The 23772-nt window shown below is 56.5% G+C and carries 27 protein-coding genes and 1 tRNA gene; 17 read left to right on the forward strand and 11 right to left on the reverse strand.

Going from position 1 to position 23772, the window contains the following annotated elements; genetic code table 11:
• The first annotated feature begins 3 nt into the window (after nt 1-3).
• On the forward strand, nt 4-432 hold the full coding sequence (locus ACN0TA_RS08950) for a DUF983 domain-containing protein (protein ID WP_417581896.1): 429 nt from the start codon (nt 4-6) through the stop codon (nt 430-432).
• A 102-nt stretch (nt 433-534) separates the two neighbouring features.
• The gene (rpmG, locus tag ACN0TA_RS08955) at nt 535-702 is read left to right on the forward strand and encodes a 50S ribosomal protein L33 (RefSeq protein ID WP_014130775.1); all 168 of its coding nucleotides are present in this window, start codon (nt 535-537) and stop codon (nt 700-702) included.
• 336 nt (nt 703-1038) lie between these two features.
• Here the strand turns inward: rpmG and ACN0TA_RS08960 are convergent, their stop codons facing one another.
• The gene (locus tag ACN0TA_RS08960; RefSeq protein ID WP_417581898.1) at nt 1039-2409 is read right to left on the reverse strand and encodes a PleD family two-component system response regulator; all 1371 of its coding nucleotides are present in this window, start codon (nt 2407-2409) and stop codon (nt 1039-1041) included.
• Between the two features lie 43 nt (nt 2410-2452).
• Entirely contained in the window at nt 2453-2824 is a 372-nt protein-coding gene (locus tag ACN0TA_RS08965) for a response regulator (protein ID WP_417581900.1), read from the reverse strand.
• Nucleotides 2825-2923: 99 nt separating this feature from the next.
• Between ACN0TA_RS08965 and ACN0TA_RS08970 the strand changes: the two genes are divergently transcribed.
• The 6 genes from ACN0TA_RS08970 to ACN0TA_RS08995 are packed head-to-tail and all read left to right on the forward strand — an operon-like array spanning nt 2924 to nt 7354.
• The gene (locus tag ACN0TA_RS08970; protein WP_417581902.1) at nt 2924-3199 is read left to right on the forward strand and encodes a DUF3572 family protein; all 276 of its coding nucleotides are present in this window, start codon (nt 2924-2926) and stop codon (nt 3197-3199) included.
• 4 nt (nt 3200-3203) lie between these two features.
• Nucleotides 3204-4532 carry a DNA polymerase IV gene (locus ACN0TA_RS08975; protein WP_417581904.1) on the forward strand — a complete coding sequence of 443 codons (1329 nt, stop codon included), beginning with the start codon at nt 3204-3206 and terminating at the stop codon, nt 4530-4532.
• On the forward strand, nt 4507-4959 hold the full coding sequence (locus tag ACN0TA_RS08980) for a RidA family protein (RefSeq protein ID WP_417581906.1): 453 nt from the start codon (nt 4507-4509) through the stop codon (nt 4957-4959). The genes ACN0TA_RS08975 and ACN0TA_RS08980 overlap by 26 nt, the downstream gene beginning before the upstream one ends.
• Complete coding sequence (locus ACN0TA_RS08985) at nt 4960-5718, forward strand: glycerophosphodiester phosphodiesterase family protein (RefSeq protein WP_417581908.1); 759 nt, start codon at nt 4960-4962, stop codon at nt 5716-5718. It abuts the gene before it with no gap.
• Complete coding sequence (locus ACN0TA_RS08990) at nt 5715-6875, forward strand: GNAT family N-acetyltransferase (RefSeq protein WP_417581910.1); 1161 nt, start codon at nt 5715-5717, stop codon at nt 6873-6875. Before ACN0TA_RS08985 ends, ACN0TA_RS08990 begins: the two co-directional genes overlap by 4 nt.
• Nucleotides 6876-6934: 59 nt before the next feature.
• Nucleotides 6935-7354, forward strand: coding sequence for an HIT family protein (locus tag ACN0TA_RS08995; RefSeq protein WP_417581912.1), 420 nt, complete (start codon nt 6935-6937; stop codon nt 7352-7354).
• Between the two features lie 110 nt (nt 7355-7464).
• On the opposite strand, the gene clpA is transcribed toward ACN0TA_RS08995, so the two are convergent.
• Together clpA and clpS are read right to left on the reverse strand one after the other, a co-directional pair.
• The gene (gene clpA / locus ACN0TA_RS09000; RefSeq protein ID WP_417581914.1) at nt 7465-9846 is read right to left on the reverse strand and encodes an ATP-dependent Clp protease ATP-binding subunit ClpA; all 2382 of its coding nucleotides are present in this window, start codon (nt 9844-9846) and stop codon (nt 7465-7467) included.
• A gap of 12 nt (nt 9847-9858) precedes the next feature.
• A complete protein-coding gene (clpS, locus tag ACN0TA_RS09005; RefSeq protein ID WP_417581916.1) occupies nt 9859-10278 on the reverse strand; it encodes an ATP-dependent Clp protease adapter ClpS in 420 nt (139 codons plus the stop codon).
• A gap of 285 nt (nt 10279-10563) precedes the next feature.
• Between clpS and ACN0TA_RS09010 the strand changes: the two genes are divergently transcribed.
• From ACN0TA_RS09010 to ACN0TA_RS09020, 3 genes are read left to right on the forward strand one after another with little or no spacing between them, the layout of a single operon-like run.
• Nucleotides 10564-12144, forward strand: coding sequence for a serine hydrolase (locus ACN0TA_RS09010; RefSeq protein WP_417581918.1), 1581 nt, complete (start codon nt 10564-10566; stop codon nt 12142-12144).
• Nucleotides 12145-12196: 52 nt separating this feature from the next.
• Nucleotides 12197-12478, forward strand: a complete 282-nt coding sequence (locus ACN0TA_RS09015) for a hypothetical protein (RefSeq protein ID WP_417581920.1) — start codon at nt 12197-12199, stop codon at nt 12476-12478.
• 59 nt (nt 12479-12537) lie between these two features.
• Entirely contained in the window at nt 12538-13317 is a 780-nt protein-coding gene (locus tag ACN0TA_RS09020) for an SDR family oxidoreductase (protein ID WP_417581922.1), read from the forward strand.
• A gap of 9 nt (nt 13318-13326) precedes the next feature.
• Here the strand turns inward: ACN0TA_RS09020 and ACN0TA_RS09025 are convergent, their stop codons facing one another.
• The 4 genes from ACN0TA_RS09025 to mgtE form a co-directional block, all read right to left on the reverse strand.
• Nucleotides 13327-14199, reverse strand: a complete 873-nt coding sequence (locus tag ACN0TA_RS09025; protein ID WP_417581924.1) for a division plane positioning ATPase MipZ — start codon at nt 14197-14199, stop codon at nt 13327-13329.
• Nucleotides 14200-14371: 172 nt separating this feature from the next.
• A complete protein-coding gene (locus tag ACN0TA_RS09030) occupies nt 14372-14773 on the reverse strand; it encodes a PRC-barrel domain-containing protein (protein ID WP_417581926.1) in 402 nt (133 codons plus the stop codon).
• A gap of 96 nt (nt 14774-14869) precedes the next feature.
• A complete protein-coding gene (locus ACN0TA_RS09035; protein WP_417581928.1) occupies nt 14870-15292 on the reverse strand; it encodes a DUF1489 family protein in 423 nt (140 codons plus the stop codon).
• A gap of 343 nt (nt 15293-15635) precedes the next feature.
• Nucleotides 15636-17045, reverse strand: coding sequence for a magnesium transporter (gene mgtE / locus ACN0TA_RS09040; protein ID WP_417581930.1), 1410 nt, complete (start codon nt 17043-17045; stop codon nt 15636-15638).
• 198 nt (nt 17046-17243) lie between these two features.
• Here mgtE and ACN0TA_RS09045 point away from each other — a divergent pair, with 198 nt between their 5' ends.
• Entirely contained in the window at nt 17244-18029 is a 786-nt protein-coding gene (locus ACN0TA_RS09045; RefSeq protein ID WP_417581932.1) for a GGDEF domain-containing protein, read from the forward strand.
• A 14-nt stretch (nt 18030-18043) separates the two neighbouring features.
• Nucleotides 18044-18628 (forward strand): DNA-3-methyladenine glycosylase, encoded by a 585-nt coding sequence (locus ACN0TA_RS09050; RefSeq protein WP_417581934.1) that lies wholly within the window; start codon nt 18044-18046, stop codon nt 18626-18628.
• Nucleotides 18629-18660: 32 nt separating this feature from the next.
• Here the strand turns inward: ACN0TA_RS09050 and ACN0TA_RS09055 are convergent, their stop codons facing one another.
• The 3 genes from ACN0TA_RS09055 to ACN0TA_RS09065 all read right to left on the reverse strand — a co-directional run bounded on the left by ACN0TA_RS09055 (nt 18661) and on the right by ACN0TA_RS09065 (nt 19991).
• The gene (locus ACN0TA_RS09055) at nt 18661-19296 is read right to left on the reverse strand and encodes a L,D-transpeptidase (RefSeq protein ID WP_417581936.1); all 636 of its coding nucleotides are present in this window, start codon (nt 19294-19296) and stop codon (nt 18661-18663) included.
• A 262-nt stretch (nt 19297-19558) separates the two neighbouring features.
• Nucleotides 19559-19645, reverse strand: a tRNA-Leu gene (locus ACN0TA_RS09060).
• Nucleotides 19646-19757: 112 nt separating this feature from the next.
• Nucleotides 19758-19991 carry a FliM/FliN family flagellar motor switch protein gene (locus tag ACN0TA_RS09065; protein WP_264227524.1) on the reverse strand — a complete coding sequence of 78 codons (234 nt, stop codon included), beginning with the start codon at nt 19989-19991 and terminating at the stop codon, nt 19758-19760.
• 81 nt (nt 19992-20072) lie between these two features.
• Between ACN0TA_RS09065 and lipB the strand changes: the two genes are divergently transcribed.
• The 4 genes from lipB (at nt 20073) to folP (ending at nt 23771) form a co-directional block, all read left to right on the forward strand.
• A complete protein-coding gene (gene lipB, locus ACN0TA_RS09070) occupies nt 20073-20807 on the forward strand; it encodes a lipoyl(octanoyl) transferase LipB (protein WP_417581939.1) in 735 nt (244 codons plus the stop codon).
• Between the two features lie 57 nt (nt 20808-20864).
• Nucleotides 20865-21401, forward strand: a complete 537-nt coding sequence (locus ACN0TA_RS09075; RefSeq protein WP_417581941.1) for a DUF4282 domain-containing protein — start codon at nt 20865-20867, stop codon at nt 21399-21401.
• Nucleotides 21402-21573: 172 nt separating this feature from the next.
• A complete protein-coding gene (gene rimO, locus ACN0TA_RS09080; protein ID WP_417581943.1) occupies nt 21574-22923 on the forward strand; it encodes a 30S ribosomal protein S12 methylthiotransferase RimO in 1350 nt (449 codons plus the stop codon).
• Complete coding sequence (gene folP, locus ACN0TA_RS09085) at nt 22920-23771, forward strand: dihydropteroate synthase (protein WP_417581945.1); 852 nt, start codon at nt 22920-22922, stop codon at nt 23769-23771. Before rimO ends, folP begins: the two co-directional genes overlap by 4 nt.
• Nucleotide 23772 lies beyond the last annotated feature (1 nt).

A 23772-nucleotide genomic window follows, 5' to 3' on the forward strand; every position in this document is an offset into this window, starting at 1 on the left:
ACGATGCCATATACGGATCTGACTTTGCGCCCGGCCCGCCCCACATGGCCGGCCATGCTCAACGGCCTGAAATGCCGCTGTCCTAATTGTGGGCAAGGCAAGCTGTTCTCCAGTTACCTCAAGGTGGCAGATCAGTGCGACTTTTGCGGCACCGAACTTTTCCATCATCGCGCCGATGATGCCCCTCCCTATATCGTGATTACAATCGTGGGGCATCTTGCTGTGGGCGCGGTCCTACACATGGAAATGAGCTCAACCCCGCTCCCGGCCCTGACCTATCTGTGGGTGATGATTCCACTCATCATCATTTCCACGCTTGCCCTTCTTCCGATCACCAAAGGTGCCATCGTCGGGCTTCAATGGGCACGCTATATGCACGGATTTGATCCGGTCAGCGCATATGATGAATTTGAGGACGACGAGCGAAGCTGATCCGCTTGACTTTTGGCGCGAAATGCATAGTTTGCGCCCAACTGATTTTCCGAGCCGTGCGCAAAACCGCCGCGCGGCCTGTTTGTTTCAAAGGCTACCGCGATGGCAAAGTCCAACACGATCAAGATCAAGCTGGTTTCGACCGCCGACACTGGCTTTTATTACGTTGCCAAGAAGAACACCCGTACAGCGACCGAAAAGCTCTCGTTCCGCAAGTACGATCCAGTTGTTCGCAAGCACGTCGAATTCAAGGAAGCCAAGATCAAATAAATTGGTCGAAAGCATCTGCCGAAAATTCAAAAACCCCGCCATAGAGCGGGGTTTTTTGTTGTTCATAATCTGAGATGTCCTGGTGAAATATGGCTGACCCGGTTCCGGTTTGTCGAAGAGGCCACTCTTGTCCGATACCGGGCCAGCCGCCCTACGGATCAGGAGTTGCGGCGGACCTGAAAACCGTAGGGTTTTGTACTGGACTGGATCGCGTAAACACGCCCGTCTCAGTGCTGACAACCTACTCTGGGGCTGGGCGAACGCCAAGCATTCCAATGCGGTCCGGTGCCGGTTTCAAAATTAATAATGAAAGGTTAACCTTACCGACCTGCGAGATCAGGCTGCGTCGTGAACAACCCGATTGCGACCGCTTCGCTTGGCCATATAGAGCGCTACATCGGCCCTCTTGATTACCGATTCTGGTGTATCATTTTCCCGGTCGTTAAGTGCCAGGCCGGCACTGACCGTAACGTTGAGCGGCCGATCGGCGCCGAACTGAAATCCTTCATCGGCAATCGCGCTGCGCACCCGTTCAGCGACCCCCTGGGCGGCTCGCATGTCGGTATCGGGCATCACAACCACAAACTCTTCACCACCAAACCTGCAAGCTAGGTCGACGCCCCTAATGTTGCGCTGCAACCTCGTGGCAAACTCCTTGAGCACGGCATCGCCGACATCATGACCATACGTGTCGTTGACTGGCTTGAAGTAGTCGATATCAAGCAGCATTAGCGCCATATCGCGATCCTGCTCCTGCGCTTTGTTGAGCACCATCGCAAGGTGCCGTTCAAAATAGCGCCGGTTATAGAGGCCAGTCAGCTCATCAATGACCGCCATGGCCATTGTCGAATTCAGGCTCTCGCGCAATTCTACAGTATAGCGTTGACGCCGGATCTGGGTTTTCACCCGCGCCGAGAGCTCATGGCGCTCAATCGGCCGCATGATGAAATCATTGACGCCCAGATCAAGTGCCTTGACCACTTTGGGACGATCCATTTCGTCAGCAACCAGAATGATGGGGATCGAACGCGTCTGATCTACAGTGCGTATCTGGGAACAGATGCGTAGCGGGTCGAATCCATCAAGAGCCATTGAGACAACTGCAAGCTCGAATTCTCCACCTGACATCTGGAAGACGGCATCGGCAGGGTTCAAGAGAGTCGTGACCTTGTGAGTATCACGCAGATACGCTTCGATGCGCTCGGCCCGCCCCCGCTCGGTATCGATGACCAGAACACGCCCGCCATCCACTGCAATCCCGAACTCGGTCCGCGCCGTATCTTCAAGCGCCAGTTCATGGCTGGTTCGCGCACGTGCTCTAAGTTCGTCGCTGAGTCCCTTGAGCCTTACGAGGCTCTTGACCCGAGCAAGCAATTGGATGTCATCGACAGGCTTGGTGAGAAAGTCGTCGGCGCCAGATTCCAGACCACGGACCCGATCAGAGGGTTGATCGAGAGCGGTAATCATTACGATTGGAATATGAGATGTCGCGACGTCGCGCTTAAGAATCTGGCAGCACGTAAATCCATCCATCTCGGGCATCATTACGTCGAGAAGGACAATATCGATATCCTGTTTGCGGCAGATTTCGATGGCCTGCGCGCCTGAAGAGGCTGTCACCACATCGAAATACTCGGCGAGCAAACGCGCCTCGAGCAGTTTCACATTTGTGGGGATGTCATCAACGATGAGCACTCGTGCAGTCACGGCGCGCGTCCCTTCGCCCCTGAATGAAGAATGGTTTTAGCGGTTATGCCTTGCCAATATAGCCTTCAATCGTTTCCAAAAAGTGAGGCACGGAGATGGGCTTGGAGATATAACCTTCGCAGCCACCGGACAGTATACGCTCTTCATCGCCCTTCATGGCAAACGCCGTGACAGCGATTACTGGAATATGGGCGAGATCGTCGTCTTCCTTGAGCCATTTGGTGACCACAAGGCCCGATACTTCCGGAAGCTGAATATCCATCAAGATGAGATCGGGCCGGTGTTCGCGGGCGAGATCGAGTGCTTCCAGACCGTTTCGGGTCTGAATGGTGTCGTATCCGCGGGATTCGAGCAGGTCGTGAAAGAGCTTCATATTGAGCTCGTTGTCTTCCACGATCATGACAGTCTTGGCCATTTCACCTCGCTCGGCACCAGCAATCGGATGCTTTGAGTTGTCATTGCTTTGCGCTAACAGCAATGTGTTACGAAACAAGAAATAAGCTGAGTCTGACGCTTGCGCGATAGGATCAACACCGAAGAACTTCTTTACGTTGGCGAGGCTTGCCTCAACTGGCTTGCCGCCGACGTTAACGAGCTTGAGCGCTTCATGGCCCTCGCCGGGTTTTCGCCTCAGCGCCTGCGAGATTCGGTCGGTACGCAGGAACTGGCTGAGGGGCTCATCGATTATTTCGGACGGCACGAGGCTCAATTGCTTGCTATGTGCGCCAATGCCGGCCTGGACGTAAACCGTGTCATGGGCCTGTGGCACAGCCTGAACCCGCAGAGTTGATCAGATGATTGCGGGCGGACATCTGTGCCGCGATTGCTTTGCAACGGGAAACAGCGCGAAAGCCCCTGCCCGGTGCTACAAATGCGGATCGCCACGCATCCTGCATCACCCAGAACTGTTTTCCCTCTCGATCGCCCACATCGACTGCGATGCGTTTTACGCTTCCGTGGAAAAGCGCGACGATCCGTCACTGCTCGACAAGCCCCTGATTGTTGGTGGCGGGCAGCGGGGTGTGGTGTCGACATGTTGTTACATCGCTCGCATGAGCGGAGTCAGATCGGCAATGCCGATGTTTCAGGCAAACCGGCTATGCCCACAGGCTGTCGTCATTAAGCCCGACATGGCAAAATATGTCGCAGTCAGCCGACAAATCCGCACGCTGATGGATTCACTGACACCGCTCGTTCAACCACTTTCAATCGATGAGGCGTTCCTCGATCTTTCCGGCACCGAGAAAGTTCATCAAGCTGCTCCGGCCGTATCGTTGGCGCGGCTGGCGAAAAGAATCGAAGTCGAGATCGGTGTAACGATTTCAGTCGGCCTCAGTCACAACAAATTCCTCGCCAAGATCGCTTCGGAACTCGACAAGCCGCGGGGCTTTGCCATCATCGGGAAAGCGGAAACCGTCTCTCTTCTGGCAGAAAAGCCCATCACGGTCATATTCGGGGTAGGCAAAGTGATGGCCGAAACGCTGCGCAAAGACGGGCTGATTACCATCGGGCAACTACAACAACGTTCGCCCGAAGACTTAATGCGGCGCTATGGCGAGATGGGCGCGAGACTTGCAAAGCTGGCGCGAGGCGAAGATTACAGACGGGTCTCGATTGATCGCGAGACCAAGTCGGTAAGTACCGAAACGACATTTTTCAAGGACCTGTCCGACTTCGACTCGCTCTCGACTGCATTGTTGAGCCTGTGCGAGCGCCTGTCCGAACGCCTGAAAAAGCAGCACCTTGTGGGCGGCACTGTAACCATCAAGCTCAAAACGGCGGGGTTCAAATCCCGCACGCGCGCCCAGCACATCATGCTGCCGACACAACTGGCCACAACGCTCTATGAAACCGGCATGAGGCTATTAGCCCGAGAAGTAGACGGCACAGCCTTTCGCCTTTTGGGGATCGGTGTTACCGGTCTGGAGGCGGCCACTGGCATCGATCCGGTTGACCTGATCGAACCCGATATCGCTCGCAAGGCTGCGGCGGAACGGGCCATGGACAAGGTACGTGACAAATATGGCCGTGAGGCCCTGGTACGCGGCAAGCTCTACCGCCAATCGAACACCAGAGACATAAAACCGGAGACCGACGATGACGATCGAACAGAAACTCAATGATCTGGGCTACACCTTGCCCACACCAGCTTCGCCTGCGGCCAGCTATGTCCCTGTACGCCAATCGGGCAAATTGCTTTTCGTCTCGGGCCAGATTTCCCAAGGCGCCGATGGCATCGTGAAGGGTTGTCTCGGTAAGGATGTCGACGTGCAAACTGGTCAGAGGGCCGCTGAGCTTTGTGCCATCAACATCCTGGCGCACGTCAATACCGTCGTGCCACTCTCCCGGATAAAGGCAATTCAGAAGCTGACAGTTCTTGTCGCATCGACGCCCGATTTCAACGAACAGCATATCGTGGCAAACGGCGCTTCCGATCTGTTCATAAAACTGTTGGACGACACGGGTAAGCACGCCCGCGCCGCGTTTGGCGTGGCCTCCCTTCCCCTTGGCGCTGCAGTCGAAATCGACGCAATTATCGAGATTGAATAAATGACACAGTATCCCCCGTTCGCCCGTCCTGTCGCCCATCGCGGATTGCATGACAGGCAACGGGGGATTATCGAAAACTCGCCTTCCGCCTTTACCGCCGCAATAGAGCGCCGTTTTGGAATTGAATGCGATCTCCAACTGACTGCCGACGGTGAGGCCGTGGTCTTTCACGACGATGACATCTCTCGTCTCGTTGGCGGTAACAAGCTTGTTCGCGCCCTTTCGGCCAATGAGCTCACCGCACTCCCGCTACTCGAAAGTGCGACCAGCGATTGCCCTCAGACATTTGCAGCCTTCCTCGACCAAATCGACGGGCGCACGCCTTTGGTCATTGAGATCAAAAAGCAAGCAAATGCCAAAGACACGTCCGAACTCGCAAAACGTGTCGTTCAAACTTTGGCGACCTATCAGGGCCCCTTTGTTCTAAAGACCTTTGATCCACGAATGATCGTCGCAGTGCGGCGGCAAGGATTTTCGGGCGAAATCGGCATCATCACCTATGGGTACGACAAGCCAGAATGGTATGGCGACATGCCGGCGCAAACGCGATTTGTGTTGCGCCACCTCTTGCACTACCCATGGACCCGCTTCACATTCATATCGTGCGAACAAACGGCCCTGGGCCTTCCGGCCATACGCCTGTTCCGCGCCTTGGGATTCAAGGTTATGAGTTGGACCGTCAGAACGGCGGATCAGGCCAAGATCGCTCGGCACAACGCTGACCAAATAGTGTTTGAAGGATTCGATCCCGACGCGTGAATGATAAGCCCGAACTGACGATTTCGGTTCATCCGACGACCGCTTCCATCCCTTCGGACACGTGGAATGCGCTTGCATCTCGTGGTGGAAAAAAGCCAGGCAACCCATTCCTAAATCACGCTTTTTTTCTGGCGCTTGAAGAGTCCGGGTGCGCCACTGGCGCAACGGGTTGGCAGCCGCAGCATCTTCTGATTTCGCGCGAGGACGAACCCATCGGGCTGATGCCCATGTTCCTCAAATCGCATTCAATGGGCGAATATGTCTTTGACCAAGCTTGGGCCGACGCCATCGAGCGTGCAGGAGGCAACTACTACCCCAAGCTTCAGTCGTCTGTTCCGTTTACACCGGCCAGCGCCCCAAAATTGCTGACACGCGATGGCAGCGCCGACACCCAGACTTTATTACTGCAAGCCTCAGAAGCATTGGCCGAACGTCTGGGCGCTTCATCGGTCCATGCGACCTTTGTCACGGGCGACGAAGAGGCAATTGCAGCAAGCACCAATTGGCTCGTGCGTCACGACACGCAGTTTCATTGGACCAATGACGGTTTTGAGACGTTCGACGATTTCCTCGAAACCCTGCAATCGCGCAAGCGCAAGGCCATTCGCCGCGAACGCCGCGACGCGTTGATAGACGGAATCGTCTGCGAATGGTTTACGGGAAGCGATCTCACAGAGGCGCGCTGGGACGCGTTTTACAAGTTCTATATGGACACCGGCGCCCGCAAATGGGGCCGCCCCTATCTCAATCGCGAGTTCTTTTCTCGCGTCACCGAAACCATGGCAGACAGCGTCGTTCTGATGCTGGCGCGCGATGGTGACGAGTACATCGCCGGAGCGCTCAATTTTGTGGGAGATGATACGCTTTACGGCCGAAACTGGGGTGCCGTTCGCGACGTGCCGTTTCTCCATTTTGAGCTATGCTATTATCAGGCTATAGATTTTGCCATTGCGCACAGGCTTAAGCGTGTTGAAGCCGGCGCGCAGGGGCAACACAAGCTGGCGCGCGGTTATGCGCCGGCCGTGACACGCTCGATCCACCACATAGTGCATCCTGGGCTGCGGCGTGCCGTGTCTGAATACCTTGAGGATGAACGCAAATATGTCGATCTTCAAAACCAGGAACTCGCCGACTACACCCCATTCCGAAAAGGCTAGCGGGTTGTCCCCCAGTACCATTCCGCTATAGCTCAGAACCTGCAGCAAGGGAGCGTGTCATGAATGCTTACGATCCGGACAACATATTCGGCAAGATCCTCAAGGACGAGATTCCGAGCCATAAGGTTTACGAGGACGACGACACGTTCGCCTTCATGGACGTGATGCCGCAATCGCGCGGCCATACACTCGTCATTCCCAAAACCGGGTCACGCAATCTGTTTGACGCAGAACCGCAGGTGCTAGCCAACCTGATCCAGAAAACGCAGCGGATTGCAAAAGCTGTAATGAGTGCCATGGATGCCGACGGACTACGGATCGCCCAGTTCAACGAAGCGCCGGCCGGCCAGACGGTGTTCCATCTCCATTTCCATATCATCCCCATGTATGAAGGGGTGCCCTTGCGGCCCCACACGGGCGAAACTGCCGATCAGGACGAGTTGGCGGCCCAAGCTGAAAAGATCCGAGCCGCCCTGTGAGCGCTTTTGGATAACTCCGGGCTTAACGGGGATAAGTCCGAAACGATAAGGCATAACCCAATTAAAAAAGGCCGGTCGCAAGACCGGCCTTTTTCCATTCCTGTAACCGATCAGGTGTTCTGCTCGGCATCCTTAGGCTTGGACTTCCGGACGGGCTTCTTTCCGCCTTTCGGACCAGTGATTGCTTTTGGGCGTGCCGGGCGCGGCGGTACGGAGACCAGCTCAAGCCGCGCTTCGCTGCCCTCACCGACCACAGTAACCTTGACCGATCCCCCCTTCTGCAAGAGACCGAACAGCACTTCCTCAGCAAGCGGCTTCTTGACATATTCCTGAATGACCCGCCCCAACGGACGCGCACCCATCTTTTCATCATAGCCGCGGACAGCCAGCCAATCGGACGCCTCTGGCGTCAATTCAATGGTTATGCCGCGTTCGGCGAGCTGACCCTCGAGCTGGAGAATAAACTTCTCCACGACACGATTGACCGTCGAGGGGGGGAGCGGTGCAAAGGATATGATCGCATCGAGCCGATTTCGGAATTCCGGCGTGAACATGCGGTTGATGGCTTCCTCGTCGTCCCCCTCCTGACGTACGCGTCCAAAGCCGATCGGAGACTTTGCCAGCTCGGAGGCGCCGACGTTAGAGGTCATGATAAGGATAACGTTGCGGAAATCGACCTGCTTTCCCGAGTGATCGGTCAGTTTGCCGTGGTCCATGACCTGCAGGAGAATATTGAACAGATCCGGATGAGCCTTTTCGATTTCATCGAGCAGCAGGACGCAATGAGGGTGCTGATCCACGCCATCGGTCATCAACCCGCCCTGATCGAAGCCGACATAGCCCGGAGGCGCGCCGATCAATCGCGAAACTGTGTGACGCTCCATATATTCGGACATGTCAAAGCGCAAAAGCTCGACCCCGAGCGTGTCGGCAAGCTGTTTGGCCACTTCGGTCTTACCGACACCGGTCGGACCGGTGAACATGTAGGACCCGATGGGCTTTTCAGGCTCACGCAGCCCGGCACGGGCAAGTTTGATGGCCGACGACAGGGCATCGATTGCCTTGTCCTGGCCAAAGACGACGCGCTTGAGGTTGGCTTCGAGATTACCCAGCAACTCAGTATCGGACTTGGAAACCGATTTTGGTGGGATGCGGGCAATGGTGGCGACCGTCGCCTCTATATCCTCGACGCCAATCGTCTTCTTGCGCTTGTCCTCGGCAACCAGCTTCTGACGAGCACCGGTCTCATCGACAACATCGATTGCCTTGTCGGGCAATTTGCGGTCGTTGATATAGCGCGCCGAAAGCTCAACAGCAGCCTTGATGGCATCATCTGTGTATTTGAGCTTGTGGTAGTCCTCAAAATACGGGCGCAGCCCCTTCATGATCTCGATGGCATCGGGAATCGTGGGCTCGTTTACATCTATCTTCTGGAAGCGACGCACAAGGGCGCGATCCTTTTCGAAGAACTGGCGATACTCCTTGTAGGTAGTCGAGCCGATGCAACGGATTGCGCCCGAAGCCAAAGCGGGCTTGAGCAGATTGGAGGCGTCTAGCGCCCCGCCCGAAGTTGCCCCTGCGCCGATCACAGTGTGGATCTCGTCAATGAAAAGAACGACATTATCCTTCTTTTCGAGCTCTTTCATAATTGCCTTGAGGCGCTCTTCGAAATCGCCCCGATAGCGCGTACCGGCCAGGAGCGCTCCCATGTCCAAGGCGTAGATCACAGCAGTTTCCAGCACTTCTGGAACGTCACCCTCGACAATGCGACGCGCAAGTCCCTCGGCAATGGCTGTCTTGCCAACACCGGGATCGCCCACGTAGAGCGGATTGTTCTTCGACCGTCGGCACAGCACCTGTATTGTGCGTTCGAGTTCAATGCCCCGGCCGATAAGCGGGTCGATCTTGCCGGCGCGGGCCTTTTCATTGAGGTTGACACAGAAATCGGCAAGCGCCGAGCTTTGCTGCGGACTGCTTCCGCCACGTTCCTGTTCACCCTCGAACCCTGGCCCGCCTTCTTCGGCGCCACGCACGGGGCGATCGGCGTTACGACCCGATTTTGCGATGCCGTGGGAAATGAAATTGACGGCGTCGAGCCGGGTCATGTCCTGCTGCTCAAGGAAATAAGCAGCGTGGCTCTCGCGCTCGGCGAAAATCGCAACCAGCACATTGGCACCGGTCACTTCTTCACGGCCAGACGATTGAACATGAATAACCGCGCGCTGAATGACGCGCTGAAATGCCGCCGTCGGACGTGCATCCTGACCGTTGGGCACAACGAGACTATCGAGTTCCTCGTCGATGAACTCTTCGAGATCAGCCCTGAGAGACTCGATATCGACATCGCAGCCGGTCAGAACCGAAATCGTATCGCGATCTTCGGTCAGCGCCAGCAGCAGATGTTCCAGGGTCGCAAATTCATGACTGCGCTCCCGAGCCAAATTCATGGCCTGATGCAACGCCTTTTCGAGACCGCGAGAGAATGAAGGCATGTTGGTCCTATCCTATTGCTTTTCCATCACGCATTGCAGCGGATGTTGGTTTCGGCGAGCGGCATCCATGACGTTGGTGACTTTGGTCTCAGCCACCTCGTAAGGATAAACCCCGCACTCCCCCACACCTTGATTATGGACGCTCATCATGATGCGCGTCGCATCCTCCCGGGATTTGTTGAAGACCTCTTCCAAGATCAGAATGACGAATTCCATTGGAGTGTAATCATCATTGAGCAGCAAAACCCGATAAAGGCTCGGCTTCTTGGTTTTGGTTCTGGTCTTGGTGGCGACCCCGGTTTGGCCATCACCGCCATGGTCATCATCGTTTCCGTCTTTTCCCGGCCCGGCCGAGATCGCTTGCGGCGTTTCCAGCCGCAAACCAACACTGCCGTTTGCCAGCAGTTCCAGACCAGTAAGAGGGGCAGACATTAGCACGGCTCTTTTGTCCCAAATCAGAAAGGCAAGATGGCCCCATTATGTAGGCAAAATCTCGGCCATGTTAAGGGGCGAAAATCCGATCAATCAGGTGTGATCGCCCAACAAGGTTTTTGCTTCAAGTTTTAAGCACTTTACGGATTTGTAACCGCATCGGCCTAAAGTGCCTGCGAGTTAGGGTTTCTGGCGTGCCATCGGGGGACGGGCGCACAGAGATTCAAGAGTAGAGTAACGGTGCGGCGTATTTCGTACCGGTCCAGTAAAGAGTTGGAGTATCGGGTGCCGACCCTTCTGCGTATCGATTCCGCACGCGTCCCTTTTGTACGCTTTTTTATCACAATCTTGATCGCGGCGATCAGTTTCGCCGCCATTTCCGCTCCAGCAGCGGCACAAAGTGTGCCTCGCGCGTTTGCGGGCATCGCCGTTGACGCAAAAACGGGCCAGGTTCTGTACCAGGATCACGCAAACGATCTGCGTTATCCGGCATCACTCACCAAGGTGATGACGCTTTATATCCTCTTCCAGGAACTCGAGGCCGGCCGTCTGCGGCTCGATAGCAAGCTGTCTGTTTCCGCTCATGCAGCTGCAGCAGTCCCCACCAAGCTCTATGTTCAGCGCGGCTCGACCATCAGCGTGGAGAACGCGATCAAGGCCCTGGTTACGCTATCGGCAAACGACGTTGCACGCGTTATTGGCGAGAACATCTCAGGCACCGAAAGCAAATTCGGCGAGCGGATGACCCAGACGGCCCGCGCGCTTGGCATGAGCCGCACCACATATAAGAATGCCTCGGGCCTGCCCGATAGCGGACAGGTTACGACGGCCGCCGATCAAGCCACCCTTGCCCGAGCAATCTACCTCCACTTCCCTCATTATTACGAATATTTCCAGACACGCAGCTTCACCTACGGCTCAAAGACGTATGGCAATCACAACGCGCTTCTGGGTCAGAACGGTGTCGACGGCATCAAGACCGGCTACATAAACGCTTCGGGCTACAATCTGATGACCGCAGCCCGTTCCAACAACCGCCATATCGTTGTGATCGGACTGGGCTTCAACACCGGCGCCGCCCGGAACGCCCGCGTTGCCGAACTGGTCCGCACCTACCTCCCCGACGCGCGCCAGGGCGATTACTGGCGCGAAGCGATGATCCCTCGCCCTACTCTGCTTGGCGGCGGCATTACAGTGGCCTCAGCTGGTGCATCAGTGCCCCTCAACCGCCTTCCTCCCGGCCGACCCGTCAGCCTGCTACCAATCATAACGGCGGAACAGGCCATGCAGGTCGCCTCGCTCAGCCAGGCAGCGTCGGCTGCTGCGCCCGCACCCACGCCAAGCGAACCGCAGAATATCCCGTTCCAAGTCGTTTCAGCCGACGACATTCCTTCTCGGCCCGGCGACAACGCGCTCGATCAGGCAACCTACGTTGCTACCGGTGTGATGCCCTCAGAAGCGCCAGTTTATCCCGCTGACGACCCGATTGGTGCCTGGATTGCTGAATCGCTTCAGCTCGGCCCGCAACGTGGCCAGATTCTCGTTCCACCCGCGCCCATCGCACGCCCCGACGGACTGGCCTTGGATACAATGAGCACAAACAGCGCCGCAACCGTTCCCGCCGGCGGCTGGGTGGTTCAGGTCGGTGCTGCCGATAGCGAAGGCAATGCAGAACAAATGCTTAGCCAAGCAACCCAGACCTATGATCAGCTCGCCAATCTGCGCGGGTATGTTGAAACCTTCGAGCGCAATGGCGTGCTTTACTATCGCGCCCGTTTCGCTGGCTTTGCCGACCGAACCCAGGCCAGAACCACTTGCGATGCGCTTTCGGAAGCTTCGATCAACTGCCTAACAGTCCAAGGGTAGCGAAAAAACCGGACAGTCTTCGATAATTGGCGCAAGTGTATGGAGTAGCCCAATGAGCGAAATGACCCGACTTTCTGAGCTTGGCCAGTTCCAGCCCCGCTCACCACTGGCATCGGACGACGACGCCACGCGCGCACAGTCCCTCCGTCTTCTGGCGCGGGGTCTTGGAGAAAACAAGCCGGTCCATCGGCGTATGTCCGACATGCTTTCGGTGGTTCTCGCACTGTCCTCACGCACGCGGCGCATGGTCCTCCCACGCGTGGCTGTGGACGTCGATGTATTCGACCCCGCCGGTCGCCGAGCACTCCGGATGTATATGCCACAGGACGACTGACGCCAGCGGAACCGGCTGCTCTCATTCGCGTTGCCTTTCCTGTTGGCACGGAGATGAAGATGGCGGTTACAGGAAAAATAGCATTGGTGACCGGAGGCGGATCCGGTCTAGGCAGGGCCAGCGCCCTCAAACTGGCGGCCAAAGGTGCAGACATAGCTCTGCTCAGCCGCACCATGGAAGAAGTCGACGCTGTCGCGCTCGAAATCACCAGATTGGGGCGCAAAGCGCTTCCCATCTACGCCGATGTTTCAGATGTCTCCGATATGCAGGCCGCATTCGATCAGATAACCGAGACATTTGGGCGGCTCGATATCGTCTTTGCCAATGCCGGGATCAACGGGACCTGGGCCCCAATCGAAGATTTGACTGTTGACGATTGGGACAAGACTATTGCCGTCAATCTGCGCGGCACTTTCCTCACGCTGCACCATTCAATACCGTTGATGAAGTCGCACGGCGGCTCGATAATCATCACGTCATCAATCAATGGCACACGCACGTTTACGACAGCTGGTGCGTCGGCTTATTCAACCACAAAAGCCGGTCAGCTTGCATTGGCGCAGATGGCTGCGCTGGAACTCGCTAAGCATCGCATCCGCGTCAACGCGATCTGTCCTGGTGCCATCGAAAGCCAAATCGATGAGAACACCGAACGGAGGAACGTCGAAAAAGCTGCTGAACCGGCCCACTATCCAGATGGCGATATCCCCCTGACCGACGGCATTCCGGGAAAAGCGGAGGAGGTTGCTGACCTTGTGTACTTTCTTGGGTCCGATGCCTCTCGGCATATTACGGGCACACCAATCTGGATCGATGGCGCCCAATCCTTGCTCGTGTGAGACTGGACGCTAAACGGTACCTGCCAAAATCCGGTCGTCGCTTTGGCCGCCACCCTGCTCCCGACACCGTTTACCCGACAAGTTAAGGGCGTCAAGCAACTGCCGGTACTCTTGCCGAGCGCCGATGTGGCTCATCGTCGGTGCGCCACCAAGCGCCTCCTCATCGAGAGGGTCAAAAACTGTCATGCCGATTGGAAACAGGGAGCGAAAAATCACGCGCTCTGCAATTCCATCCGCCACACGACACCCAACGCGCTTCGCAACATTTTCAACGCCCGTCCGCACCAGACGCGTATTGCGCGAGTTTAGCGTGGACGTACGGTTGCGGACCATCACCCAATCGATCGTCCGACCATCAATGGCCAACCGTTCGCGCCGCGAGCGCTGAACCAACCGTGAGTAATGGCCGAGTTCAAGCAGTTCCCCGCTGTCTGGCGCAATGCGTGCAATGACGTCTAGATCGATCAGGCTGTCATTGAGCGGGGTAATCAACGTATCGGCTAATGAATGTGCAATACGCGTAAGATGTGTATCGAACCCCGGTGTATCGATGATGAGATAATCAACATCTTTTTCCACCTCCGCCACGGCGCGACGGAACATTTCGAACTCCATATCCGCGTTTTTCTCGCGGGAATCTCCCCGCCCCTGCGGCAGATGGAAATGCGTGGAATGTGGGACTGACAAGCCATGAGCACGGGCCCACTCGCGGCGATTACGCACATAGGTCGTAAGGGTGTGCTGGCGGCTGTCGGCATCAATGGTTGCGACGCGCAAGCCTGCATAAAGAAGGTGGATAGCAAGATGAATTGCCGTAGTGGATTTTCCCGAGCCACCCTTTTCGTTGCCCAGAACGATAACATGCGCGTTCGATCGCTGCATTGATCCGACTCTAACCCCTGCCCCCAAAAGCGTCGCATAGCTTGTGTGCTTGGCAATACCCGCACAAGTACGAATATTGCGCATAAGGCGAAGCATAGTTCGCATTTGATTTACATTTTATAAACGAATGAGCAGCGCGCGCCCTGCGCAACTCGACTTTTTGATGGGCCGTTCAGATCCAGTACGGCGGGACACCATAATAAGTATAGATGTCCATCGCGCGCTGTCGATCATGCCATTCGAAATCGTCGTCTGACTCGTAGCGGGGTGCCGAATCGAGATCGGCTTTTGAAACGTCCATCCGATATCCACCTATCGTTTCATCATAGGTCAGCTTGGCCCATGGAAGAGGATAGTGATCATCGCCGATGCCCAAGAAACCACCAAAACTCAGGACGGCGTACGCAACCTTGCCGCTTACCTTATCGATCATTAAGCGCTCGATGACGCCAATCTTGTCATTGGCAAGGCTATAGACGGCAGTGCCTTCGACTTTGTCGCTTCCGATCAGGTTGCCGCTCTCGCGCCGGTCGAGATCTCGCGCCTGTAGTCCGTCATCTTTCCTCGGATCCATTGTAGCTCTCCGTTGCAGGTAGCACTGAGGATCAACGGCATGGAGTCTGTGGAGTTCCCGCACTTGCCAACTAAGGCAAGTCGCCACCAAGCTGGCCTAAAGGAGCCCCAGTTGTGCGAGTTCTTCGGCCATTCCCTCCGGGGGCGCGTCCTCACCTGCTCGGGCAAGATCGGGGGGCGCGTCCTTAGCGTCAAGATAGCGCCACCCTTGAAAAGGACGGCGTGGATAGGGCGCCGTACGGATCAATTCGGGCTCGAGAAGGATATCGCAACACGACTTGCCTTCCGCATCGGTCTCGGACTTGAGATCCGCAATGACCTGCCGCACCCGAACCGCACCGGCAATAACCCAGTATAATGATCCGTGCCCCACGATTTCGGTGGCCTTTTTGGGCATCATGCGCGTGCGATGAACTGTAAGTCCGTCGGGGCGGCCAAAACCCTGCTCGCGCCGCTGCGTCCGCCATGCAATCAGGTCCTCAACCGAGGAAACGCCGACGCAGAGCTTGATGATATGCATGAGAACCACCCAAAAAAGATAATGGGGCGACCGTTTCCGGGCACCCCATTGTCGTATCTGAATCCATCTTTTGCCGAAAGGCCGTATCAGGCACCAGCAATGACAGAAACAATGAAACCAAGCGAGATCAAGCCGACACACGTCCAACTTGCTGCTCGCCAGCATACGGCCTTGGATTGGCTACGCATGCAAGCTCCTTGCGCTGTTGCAAAAGCGGCGAGCGCCTTCTGAGCAACTCACCGGTAACGCCTAATTAACTACGCAAAGATGGTTCCGCAAGCCATGTTTGAGCCACATTCGCGCAATTCTCACTTGCAATTTACGCATGGCTTGCGAATCGCACTCAGAAAAGTCCGAACCACCAGCCTGCCAAAGTGAGGAATGCGAGAAAACCGATGACGTCGGTAAAGGTCATAACAAAGGTGGACGAGGCCACTGCCGGATCGACCTTGAGCCGATTGAGCAACAGAGGGATAAGAATACCGCAACCGCCCGCAACGATCATGTTGATGACCATGGCCATGGCAATGACCAGTCCCAGTTCCGGATTTGCGAACCGGAAACCGGTGATGAGGCCGAGCAACACGGCAAAAATCAAGCCGTTGGTCAGCCCCACGAGCAGCTCGCGACGGATCAGCCGCCAGGCATTGTTCTTGTCCAGTTCCTTTTGTGAAATTGCGCGCACAGTAACCGTCATGGTCTGCGTGCCTGCCACACCGCCCATCGACGCAACGATGGGCATCAATACCGCCAGTGCAACCATTTGCTGAATGGTGCCATCGAAAAGCCCGATGACCAGCGACGCCAGCGTGGCGGTTCCTAGATTAACCAGGAGCCAGGTGGCGCGACTGCGCACCACGCCAGGTACAGTGCGCGAAATATCTTCGTCGCCCACACCGCCGAGGCGGTGAATGTCCTCGTTGGCTTCTTCGTTGATAACGTCGACAATATCGTCGATGGTCAGGACACCAACGAGCCGTTTGCTCTCGTCAACAACTGCAACTTCAATCTGATCGTACCGCTCAAAGATGCGTGCTGCCTCTTCCTGATCGAGTGTTGCATCGATCTGGCGGATCTGGGTGTTCATTATCTCTTCAATGCGCGTAGCCCGTTGCACGCGAAGAATGCGATCGAGTGGAATGGTCCCCAGCAAATTGAAACCCGGATCCACCACATAGATCTGGTAAAAATCGTCGGGCAGATCATCATTGGTGCGCAGATAATCGATGGTTTGACCGACCGTCCAGAACGGCGGAATGGCGATAAACTCGGTCTGCATCCGCCGACCGGCGGAATCTTCTGGAAAATCGAGACTGCGTTTGAGCGAGATGCGGTCGAACGCCGGCATCTGGGCAAGGATTTCGTCCCTGTCGTCCTGATCTATATCCTCGAGAATGTAGACGGCGTCGTCATTGTCGAGATCCGCAACGCCGCGCGCAATCTCGGCATTGGGCAACTCTTCCATGAGCTCGATACGAACCGAATCATCGACCTCTGTCAGCGCCGAATAGTCGAAGGCATCGCCAAGCAGTCTAACCAACCGAACCCGATCGTCCGCTGGCAGCGCTTCGATCACGTCGCCCGTTTCCGACTCGTGGAGCGGCTCCATGCGCTTGCGAAGCGCCTCAGCCTCGCCAGCCTCCACTTCGACCCGCAGCGCCTCATACCAATCGGAACGCAGGCGGCCATCTTCATCGTAGATGGTATCAATTTTTTCGTGGGGCTCCGGTCCGGTCGGTGCAGCGTCTTCCATGCATCTCTCCTTCCCGGTTTTCGCGATGGCGCGACTCTTTGTTTCTGGCTATGGCGTAAACCATTCAGCTTCCATTTGCCACAGCACAATCGCATGGCAGCTGCCCGCTGGCGTTGTGTCCGTAGTTTAGCCTAAAGCCGTGTAAGGCCAGCCTTATCATGGCTACCTTCACTGTCGTCGGAGACTATGGAGGCGGTAATGGAGGTCGGCAGTCAAGGGCACAAAGGATGGATCCGGATCGCAAGCTGGACGATCTCGGGTCCCGTATTCTGCGTTTTGGCGGCACTCGTTTACAACAGCGTGACATTTGCCAGTTTTGCGCCCGAAATTCGACACCAGGCGACGATCTCGGCCGTAGTGGTGTCGCTTGGATTGGCAACCCCACTCTTTCTCTATTTTTCGATCAAGCTTGGAGAGCTTGCCTCCGCCAATCGGCAACTCAGCCTTCTGGCGGCTACTGACGGATTAACCAACTGCTTAAACCGGACAGCTTTTACGGCACTTGTCGAAGCGCGACTTGAAGCACGCGTGCCACATGGCGATCATGTGCTAGGCGCGCTACTTGTGATTGACGCCGATAACTTCAAACAGGTGAACGATCGGTTCGGTCATCAAAATGGTGACCTCGCTCTAACTCTTATCGCCAGAGCAATACGGTCATCTGTTCGTGCCGGTGACATTGTTGGAAGGCTCGGAGGGGAGGAGTTCGGCGTCTTTCTTCCTGTCGCCGACCGCTCCGGCGCCGATGCAGTGGCCGAACGGCTCCGGCGTGCGGTCGAGCACCTGACTTTCGTGGCCAACGGGCACCATCGTCAACTCTCGGTAAGTGTGGGCGGCATCGTGTTTGATCATCGAACAGGGTTTGAGGAACTGTTCAAGCTGGCTGACGAGAGGCTTTATGCAGCGAAGACTGCAGGCCGCAATACCGTTCGAATAACAGGGTGCGAAATGGCTGAGGGCGACTTTGCAATCCTTGATGTCTGACGCTATCTAGGCGAATGGCCGCCAAGCGAGAGTTTATCGAGAACTATTTCAACGACGATGTCGTCGCCGTGGCACGACGCTTGATCGGCGCGCAATTCTTGGTCAATCACGTCGGTGGAACAATCATAGAAACCGAAGCTTACGCGCCAGACGATCCAGCTTCACACAGTTTTCGCGGCCCCACACCCCGCAGCAGGCCAATGTTTGGCGCGCCAGGCACCGTCTACGTCTATCGCAGCTACGGGGTTCATTGGTGCGTGAACTTCGTTTGCCGCCCTGGAAACGCTGTCTTGATCCGGGCACTGTTCCCGACCGATGGTATCGAACATATGATCGAACGCCGCGCCGTGCCCGATAGACGGAAACTCTGCGCGGGTCCAGGCAGACTAACACAGGCCCTTGGAATAGACCTTGAGCACAACGAACGCCCGTTGTCCGACCTGCCGTTCGATTTTGCTCCCGCGCCCGTCGAGAGCGGCGTAATCGCCGGGCCGCGCATCGGGATCACCAAGGCCACCGACTTGGCCTGGCGATTTGGACTGCCCGACAGCAAATATCTCAGTCGGCCTTTCACGAAAAACGGCCCCTCAGCGGTCTGAGGGGCCGTTCAAATACATACTTTGCAGCGATATCAGGCTTGAATGACCACGACCCGGGTACCCGAGGGGACGCGTTCGTAAAGGTCGATGATGTCGTGGTTGAGCATACGAATGCAACCCGAGGACATGGCAAGTCCGATCGACTGGGGTTGGTTGGTGCCATGAATCCGGAACATCGTGTCTCCGCCGCTGCGGTAGAGATAGAGCGCGCGGGCGCCCAGCGGATTGTTTGGCCCACCCGCCATACCGTTGCGATAAGGGCCATTGGCTTCCGGATCGCGGCGCAGCATATTGGCTGTCGGCGTCCAGCTGGGCCATTCAGCCTTACGTCCGATATAGGCATTGCCGCGTAGCGCGAGCCCTTCCCGTCCGACACCAACGCCATAGCGCATCGCCTTGCCGTCGCCTTCAACAAGGTAAAGAAAACGATTGGGCGTATCGACGACTACGGTCCCTTTGGAATGATTGGTCTCGTAATCTACCATCTGCCGCCGCAACTCGGGCTTGATCAACCGTGCATTGAGACCAGGAAGCGGAAATGGCTCATCAGTGACCGGCCCATAAGCACTGATCATCGATGTCGAAGAAATGGAGGAGGAGGTGCGCGTCGAACACGCAGCGAGAAAAAGCGGAAGGCCTACAAGAAATCCGCGACGCGTCAGGCTCATCGATAACTACCCAGGCAAGAATCAACAACTTGTGCGATAATTAACCACAAGGGTTAAAACTTCTCTCACCATAATTCCGCCGCATAGCCGCTCGTGATCGATTTCAGGGCGTTCTGCTCGGGAATCGCGGCAAATCTGCAACACCCACACAAACGAAGACATCATTGAGCGACACAAATCCGCCCCACGCGCGCCGTAGGCGCCCGTCTGAGCTCATCAACATAGATGGAAATTTTTATATTTGCCCGATGCGGGCCAGAGATGGTGCGGTCGAGAAGACTCGAACTTCCACGGGAGTTACCCCACAGCGACCTCAACGCTGCGCGTCTACCAATTCCGCCACGACCGCACTGTCTGGGGAATGCCACACCCTCGGGCGAAGCGAGGCTGCATGTAGCAAATGGTTTGGTGTCCCTCAAGACCTATTTCGCGGTTTGGGGATAAAGTTTTCAAACCACCTTCTATGCGGGCTTGATGACCTTCTCGGTCACAACCACATTAAGCTGACCTTCGTCGACCTGAACCTCGCCCTTTGCGATAAGCGTGTTGTTGGCATAGATACGCATTGCATCGTTCTCGAAGGCATCGAGTTCAATCACCGCGCCTCGCCCCATGCGCAGCAGGTGGTGGACCGGCAGGACGGCAGCCCCGAGTTCCACGGAGACATCGATTTCGATGGTTTCAAGCGTATTCATCAAAAGGTCCGGACCGAAAAATTCAAATCACATGGGCGAGAATCGTCGATTTTCGCACGCTGCGTTCGACATTGAGGCGTCATGGTTAGTGAAGCGTTAAAGCCCGAAGCAATCGAGGTGTGTGCAAGTGCACCCAAACTGCTTCGCTCCGATAGGCATCCAGCAAATTGGGTGATCGCCGATTCGCCGGTGAGTTATCCAAATGCCCTTGAAGTCATGCAGGAGCGCGCGCGCGCTATAGCGGACGGTGCAGCGCAGGAAGCGATCTGGCTGATCGAGCACCCCCCCCTTTACACAGCCGGCACATCAGCAAAGTCTGAAGACCTGCTTGTCCCCGATCGCTTTCCCGTATTCGAAGCCGGCCGCGGCGGACAGTTCACTTATCACGGCCCCGGCCAGCGCGTAGCCTACGTAATGCTCGACCTGCGCGAGCGGGGACGGGATATTCGCTGCTTGGTTTCCGGCCTCGAAAACTGGGTGATCGACACCCTGGCAGCATTCAACATCAAAGGCGAAAAGCGCGAGGGCCGGATCGGCGTATGGGTGAAGCGGCCAGACAAGGGCCCATTTGTCGAAGACAAGATTGCCGCCATCGGCGTCCGTGTCTCGCGCTGGGTCAGTTTTCACGGCATATCGCTCAACGTAAGCCCTGACCTGGATCACTATTCTAGTATCGTACCGTGCGGCATCAGCCAACATGGCGTAACCAGCTTTGAGGACCTCGGACAAATCGTTTCCCTGGCGGAAGTGGATTCGGTACTCAAATCTAAATTCGAAACACACTTCGGACCAACGACGCTTGCCTCGACGCTTTGATCGCGACAAGGTCGGTGATACTCAATCCTCACTATATCCAGGTGCAAGGGGACTAAAATGCGCTTCGACGATCTGCGAAAGCTCGCCACGGGCAGTGTTCTGTTCAATCTGGGACGGATCATTTCGCCACGCCTTGTGACGATCCTCTACCTGCTTGGTCTGGCCGCCATCGGTCTATGGGCTGTGAACCACTTTTTCTCGAGCTTTCGCTTCGGATTTGGAAACGGGCTTTGGGGCTTGCTCGAAATCGCGGTTTTTGGCTTGCTTGCCTTCGTGGCGCTCCGGATCGTTTGCGAGGCGATCATTGTGTACTTCCGGGCCAACAGTGAGGAAGCCGAAACTTATGAGCCCGAAAACCTCGGCGCTTCGTTGATCGACGACGTGCGCGACGCGATCGAAGATCTGGCTGATCAGGAACCCGACCCCGTCGAGCCAATCGCACCGGCACCATCTGCCCCCGCTCCATCTCAGCCGACCCAAACGACACCGCCAGCGCCCAGCACAACGGTTGCTGAAGAGCCTGTAATCATGCCGGACGGTAACGCGCCAAAATCCAACGGCGAGAACCTCACAAAACCCGCTTCCGAGGGTTGAAATTGACAGGGTACGCCCTGACATCAAGGCTGGTATGAGCGCGCAAAGATTGACCTTTGCGCGCTTTGCGTTATGACACCCGCAAATTCATGCGAGTTTCATATCCACTGCACCGACCCACTTGGCTCGGCGCCTTTGGCAATCTCGCCATTTCAAGGATTAGCGGACGCCCATGAGCGCGCCAACAACGCAAAACGCCCCCAAGATCGGTCTCGTCAGCCTTGGCTGCCCCAAAGCCCTGGTTGATTCCGAGCGGATCCTCACAACATTGCGAGCCCAAGGCTACAGTTTCTCCCCGTCTTACGAGGGCGCAGACGTCGTTATCGTCAACACCTGCGGCTTTCTAGACAGTGCGAAAGCCGAGAGCCTCGATGCCATTGGCGAAGCCATTACTGAAAATGGCCGCGTCATCGTCACCGGGTGCCTGGGCGGCGAGGAAGAGCTGATCCGCAAGACCCATCCGGGCGTTTTAGCAATTTCCGGCGCGCATCAATACGAAGCCGTGGTCGATGCCGTCCATCAAGCAGTGCCACCGGTGCCCAATGCCTTCGTTGATCTGGTGCCAGAACAAGGCCTTCGCCTGACCCCGCGCCACTACGCCTATCTCAAGATTTCCGAAGGTTGTAACAATCGCTGCACCTTCTGCATCATCCCCTCTATCCGTGGCGATCTCGTATCGCGCCCCATCGCTTCGGTGCTCTACGAAGCCGAGCGGCTGGTAAAGGCCGGTGTCAAGGAAATCATGGTTATTTCCCAGGACACTTCTGCCTATGGCGTCGATCTCAAATACGCCACATCGCCCTATCGCGGCCGCCAGGTCGAAGCTCGTTTCCAGACACTTGCTGAAGAGATGGGCAAGCTCGGCGCATGGGTGCGGATGCACTATGTGTATCCCTACCCGCATGTCGATAACGTCATTCCACTAATGGCCGATGGGGTGATCCTGCCCTATCTCGATATTCCCTTCCAGCACGCCAGCCCGCAAGTTCTCAAATCCATGCGGCGCCCGGCCAATCAGGAAAAGACTGCGGACCGCATCCGCAAATGGCGTGAAGTCTGCCCCGACCTGGCGATTCGCTCGACATTTATCGTCGGCTTCCCCGGCGAGACAGACGAGGATTTCCAGATGCTGCTCGATTGGGTCCACGAGACTAAGATCGATCGCGCTGGAGCCTTCCCGTACGAGCCGGTGACGGGCGCCCGCGCCAACGATCTGGGACTCGATGAGATCCCCGACGCAGTCAAGCAGGAACGCTACGGCCGCTTGATGGAAGCTCTGCAGGAGGTTTCCGCCGAGCGCCTTGCTTCACGCGTCGGCCGCACAATCGATGTTTTGGTTGACGATGTTGAACCCGACGAACAGCGCGTCATAGCGCGGTCCCAGTGGGATGCGCCCGAGATCGACGGCAACGTCATCGTCGAAAACGCTACAGGCATCAAACCGGGCGACATGATCTCGGTCGATGTCGTGGATTCCGACGAGTATGACCTCTACGCGGTTCCGACCGGCTCGGCGCAGTGACCCACACCGCCCATAACGTCGTGATGGCCGGCGGCCCGCTCAAGTTGGGCCGCGATCCATTAGTTATGGGCATTTTGAACGTCACACCGGACAGCTTTTCCGATGGCGGAGATTTTTCCAATCGCGATCTGGCACTCAACCATGCCGACGCTCTTATTGCCGAAGGCGCAGATATCGTCGACCTCGGGGGCGAGAGCACGCGGCCGGGCTCTGAAGAAGTTGGTGTGCAGGCAGAGCTCGACAGGGTCATGCCAATTCTCGACGCCCTGGCCGCCCGTGACTTTGAAGCGCCCATTTCCATCGACACTTACAAGGCACTGGTCGCCGACCAGGCTGTTCAGGCCGGCGCTAGTCTCATCAACGACGTACGGGGTTTGCAGCGCGATCCGGAAATTGCAGCCGTTGCCGCCTGTCATGGTACGCCGGTGATTGCCATGCACTGGGACACCGAGCGTGATTCTGGGCTTGATTTGATCGACGAGATGAAGCGTTGGCTGTCACGGTCCATCGAAATTGCCTTGAACGCTGGAATTGCCAAGGACAAGATCATTCTCGATCCTGGGTTCGGCTTCGCCAAATCCTTTGCTGAAAACTACGAACTTTTGAATCGCCTAGACGAATTGCACGCGCTTGGGTTCCCGTTGCTGGTGGGGACATCCCGCAAACGCATGATCGGGAACTTACTCGACGTGCCGCCCAGGGAACGCGTGTCGGGCACCATTGCCACATCGGTTTTGGGCTATCTCAAAGGCGGTCATATTTTCCGTGTCCATGACGTGCGCGCCAATCGCGATGCCTTGCGCGTTGCCGCCGCCGCACTCTATGGTCCGCCGCAACAAAAAGGGTGAC

Origin of the sequence: Pelagibacterium sp. (genome assembly GCF_048264985.1) — a bacterium.
In the GTDB taxonomy this organism is placed as follows: Bacteria; Pseudomonadota; Alphaproteobacteria; order Rhizobiales; family Devosiaceae; genus Pelagibacterium.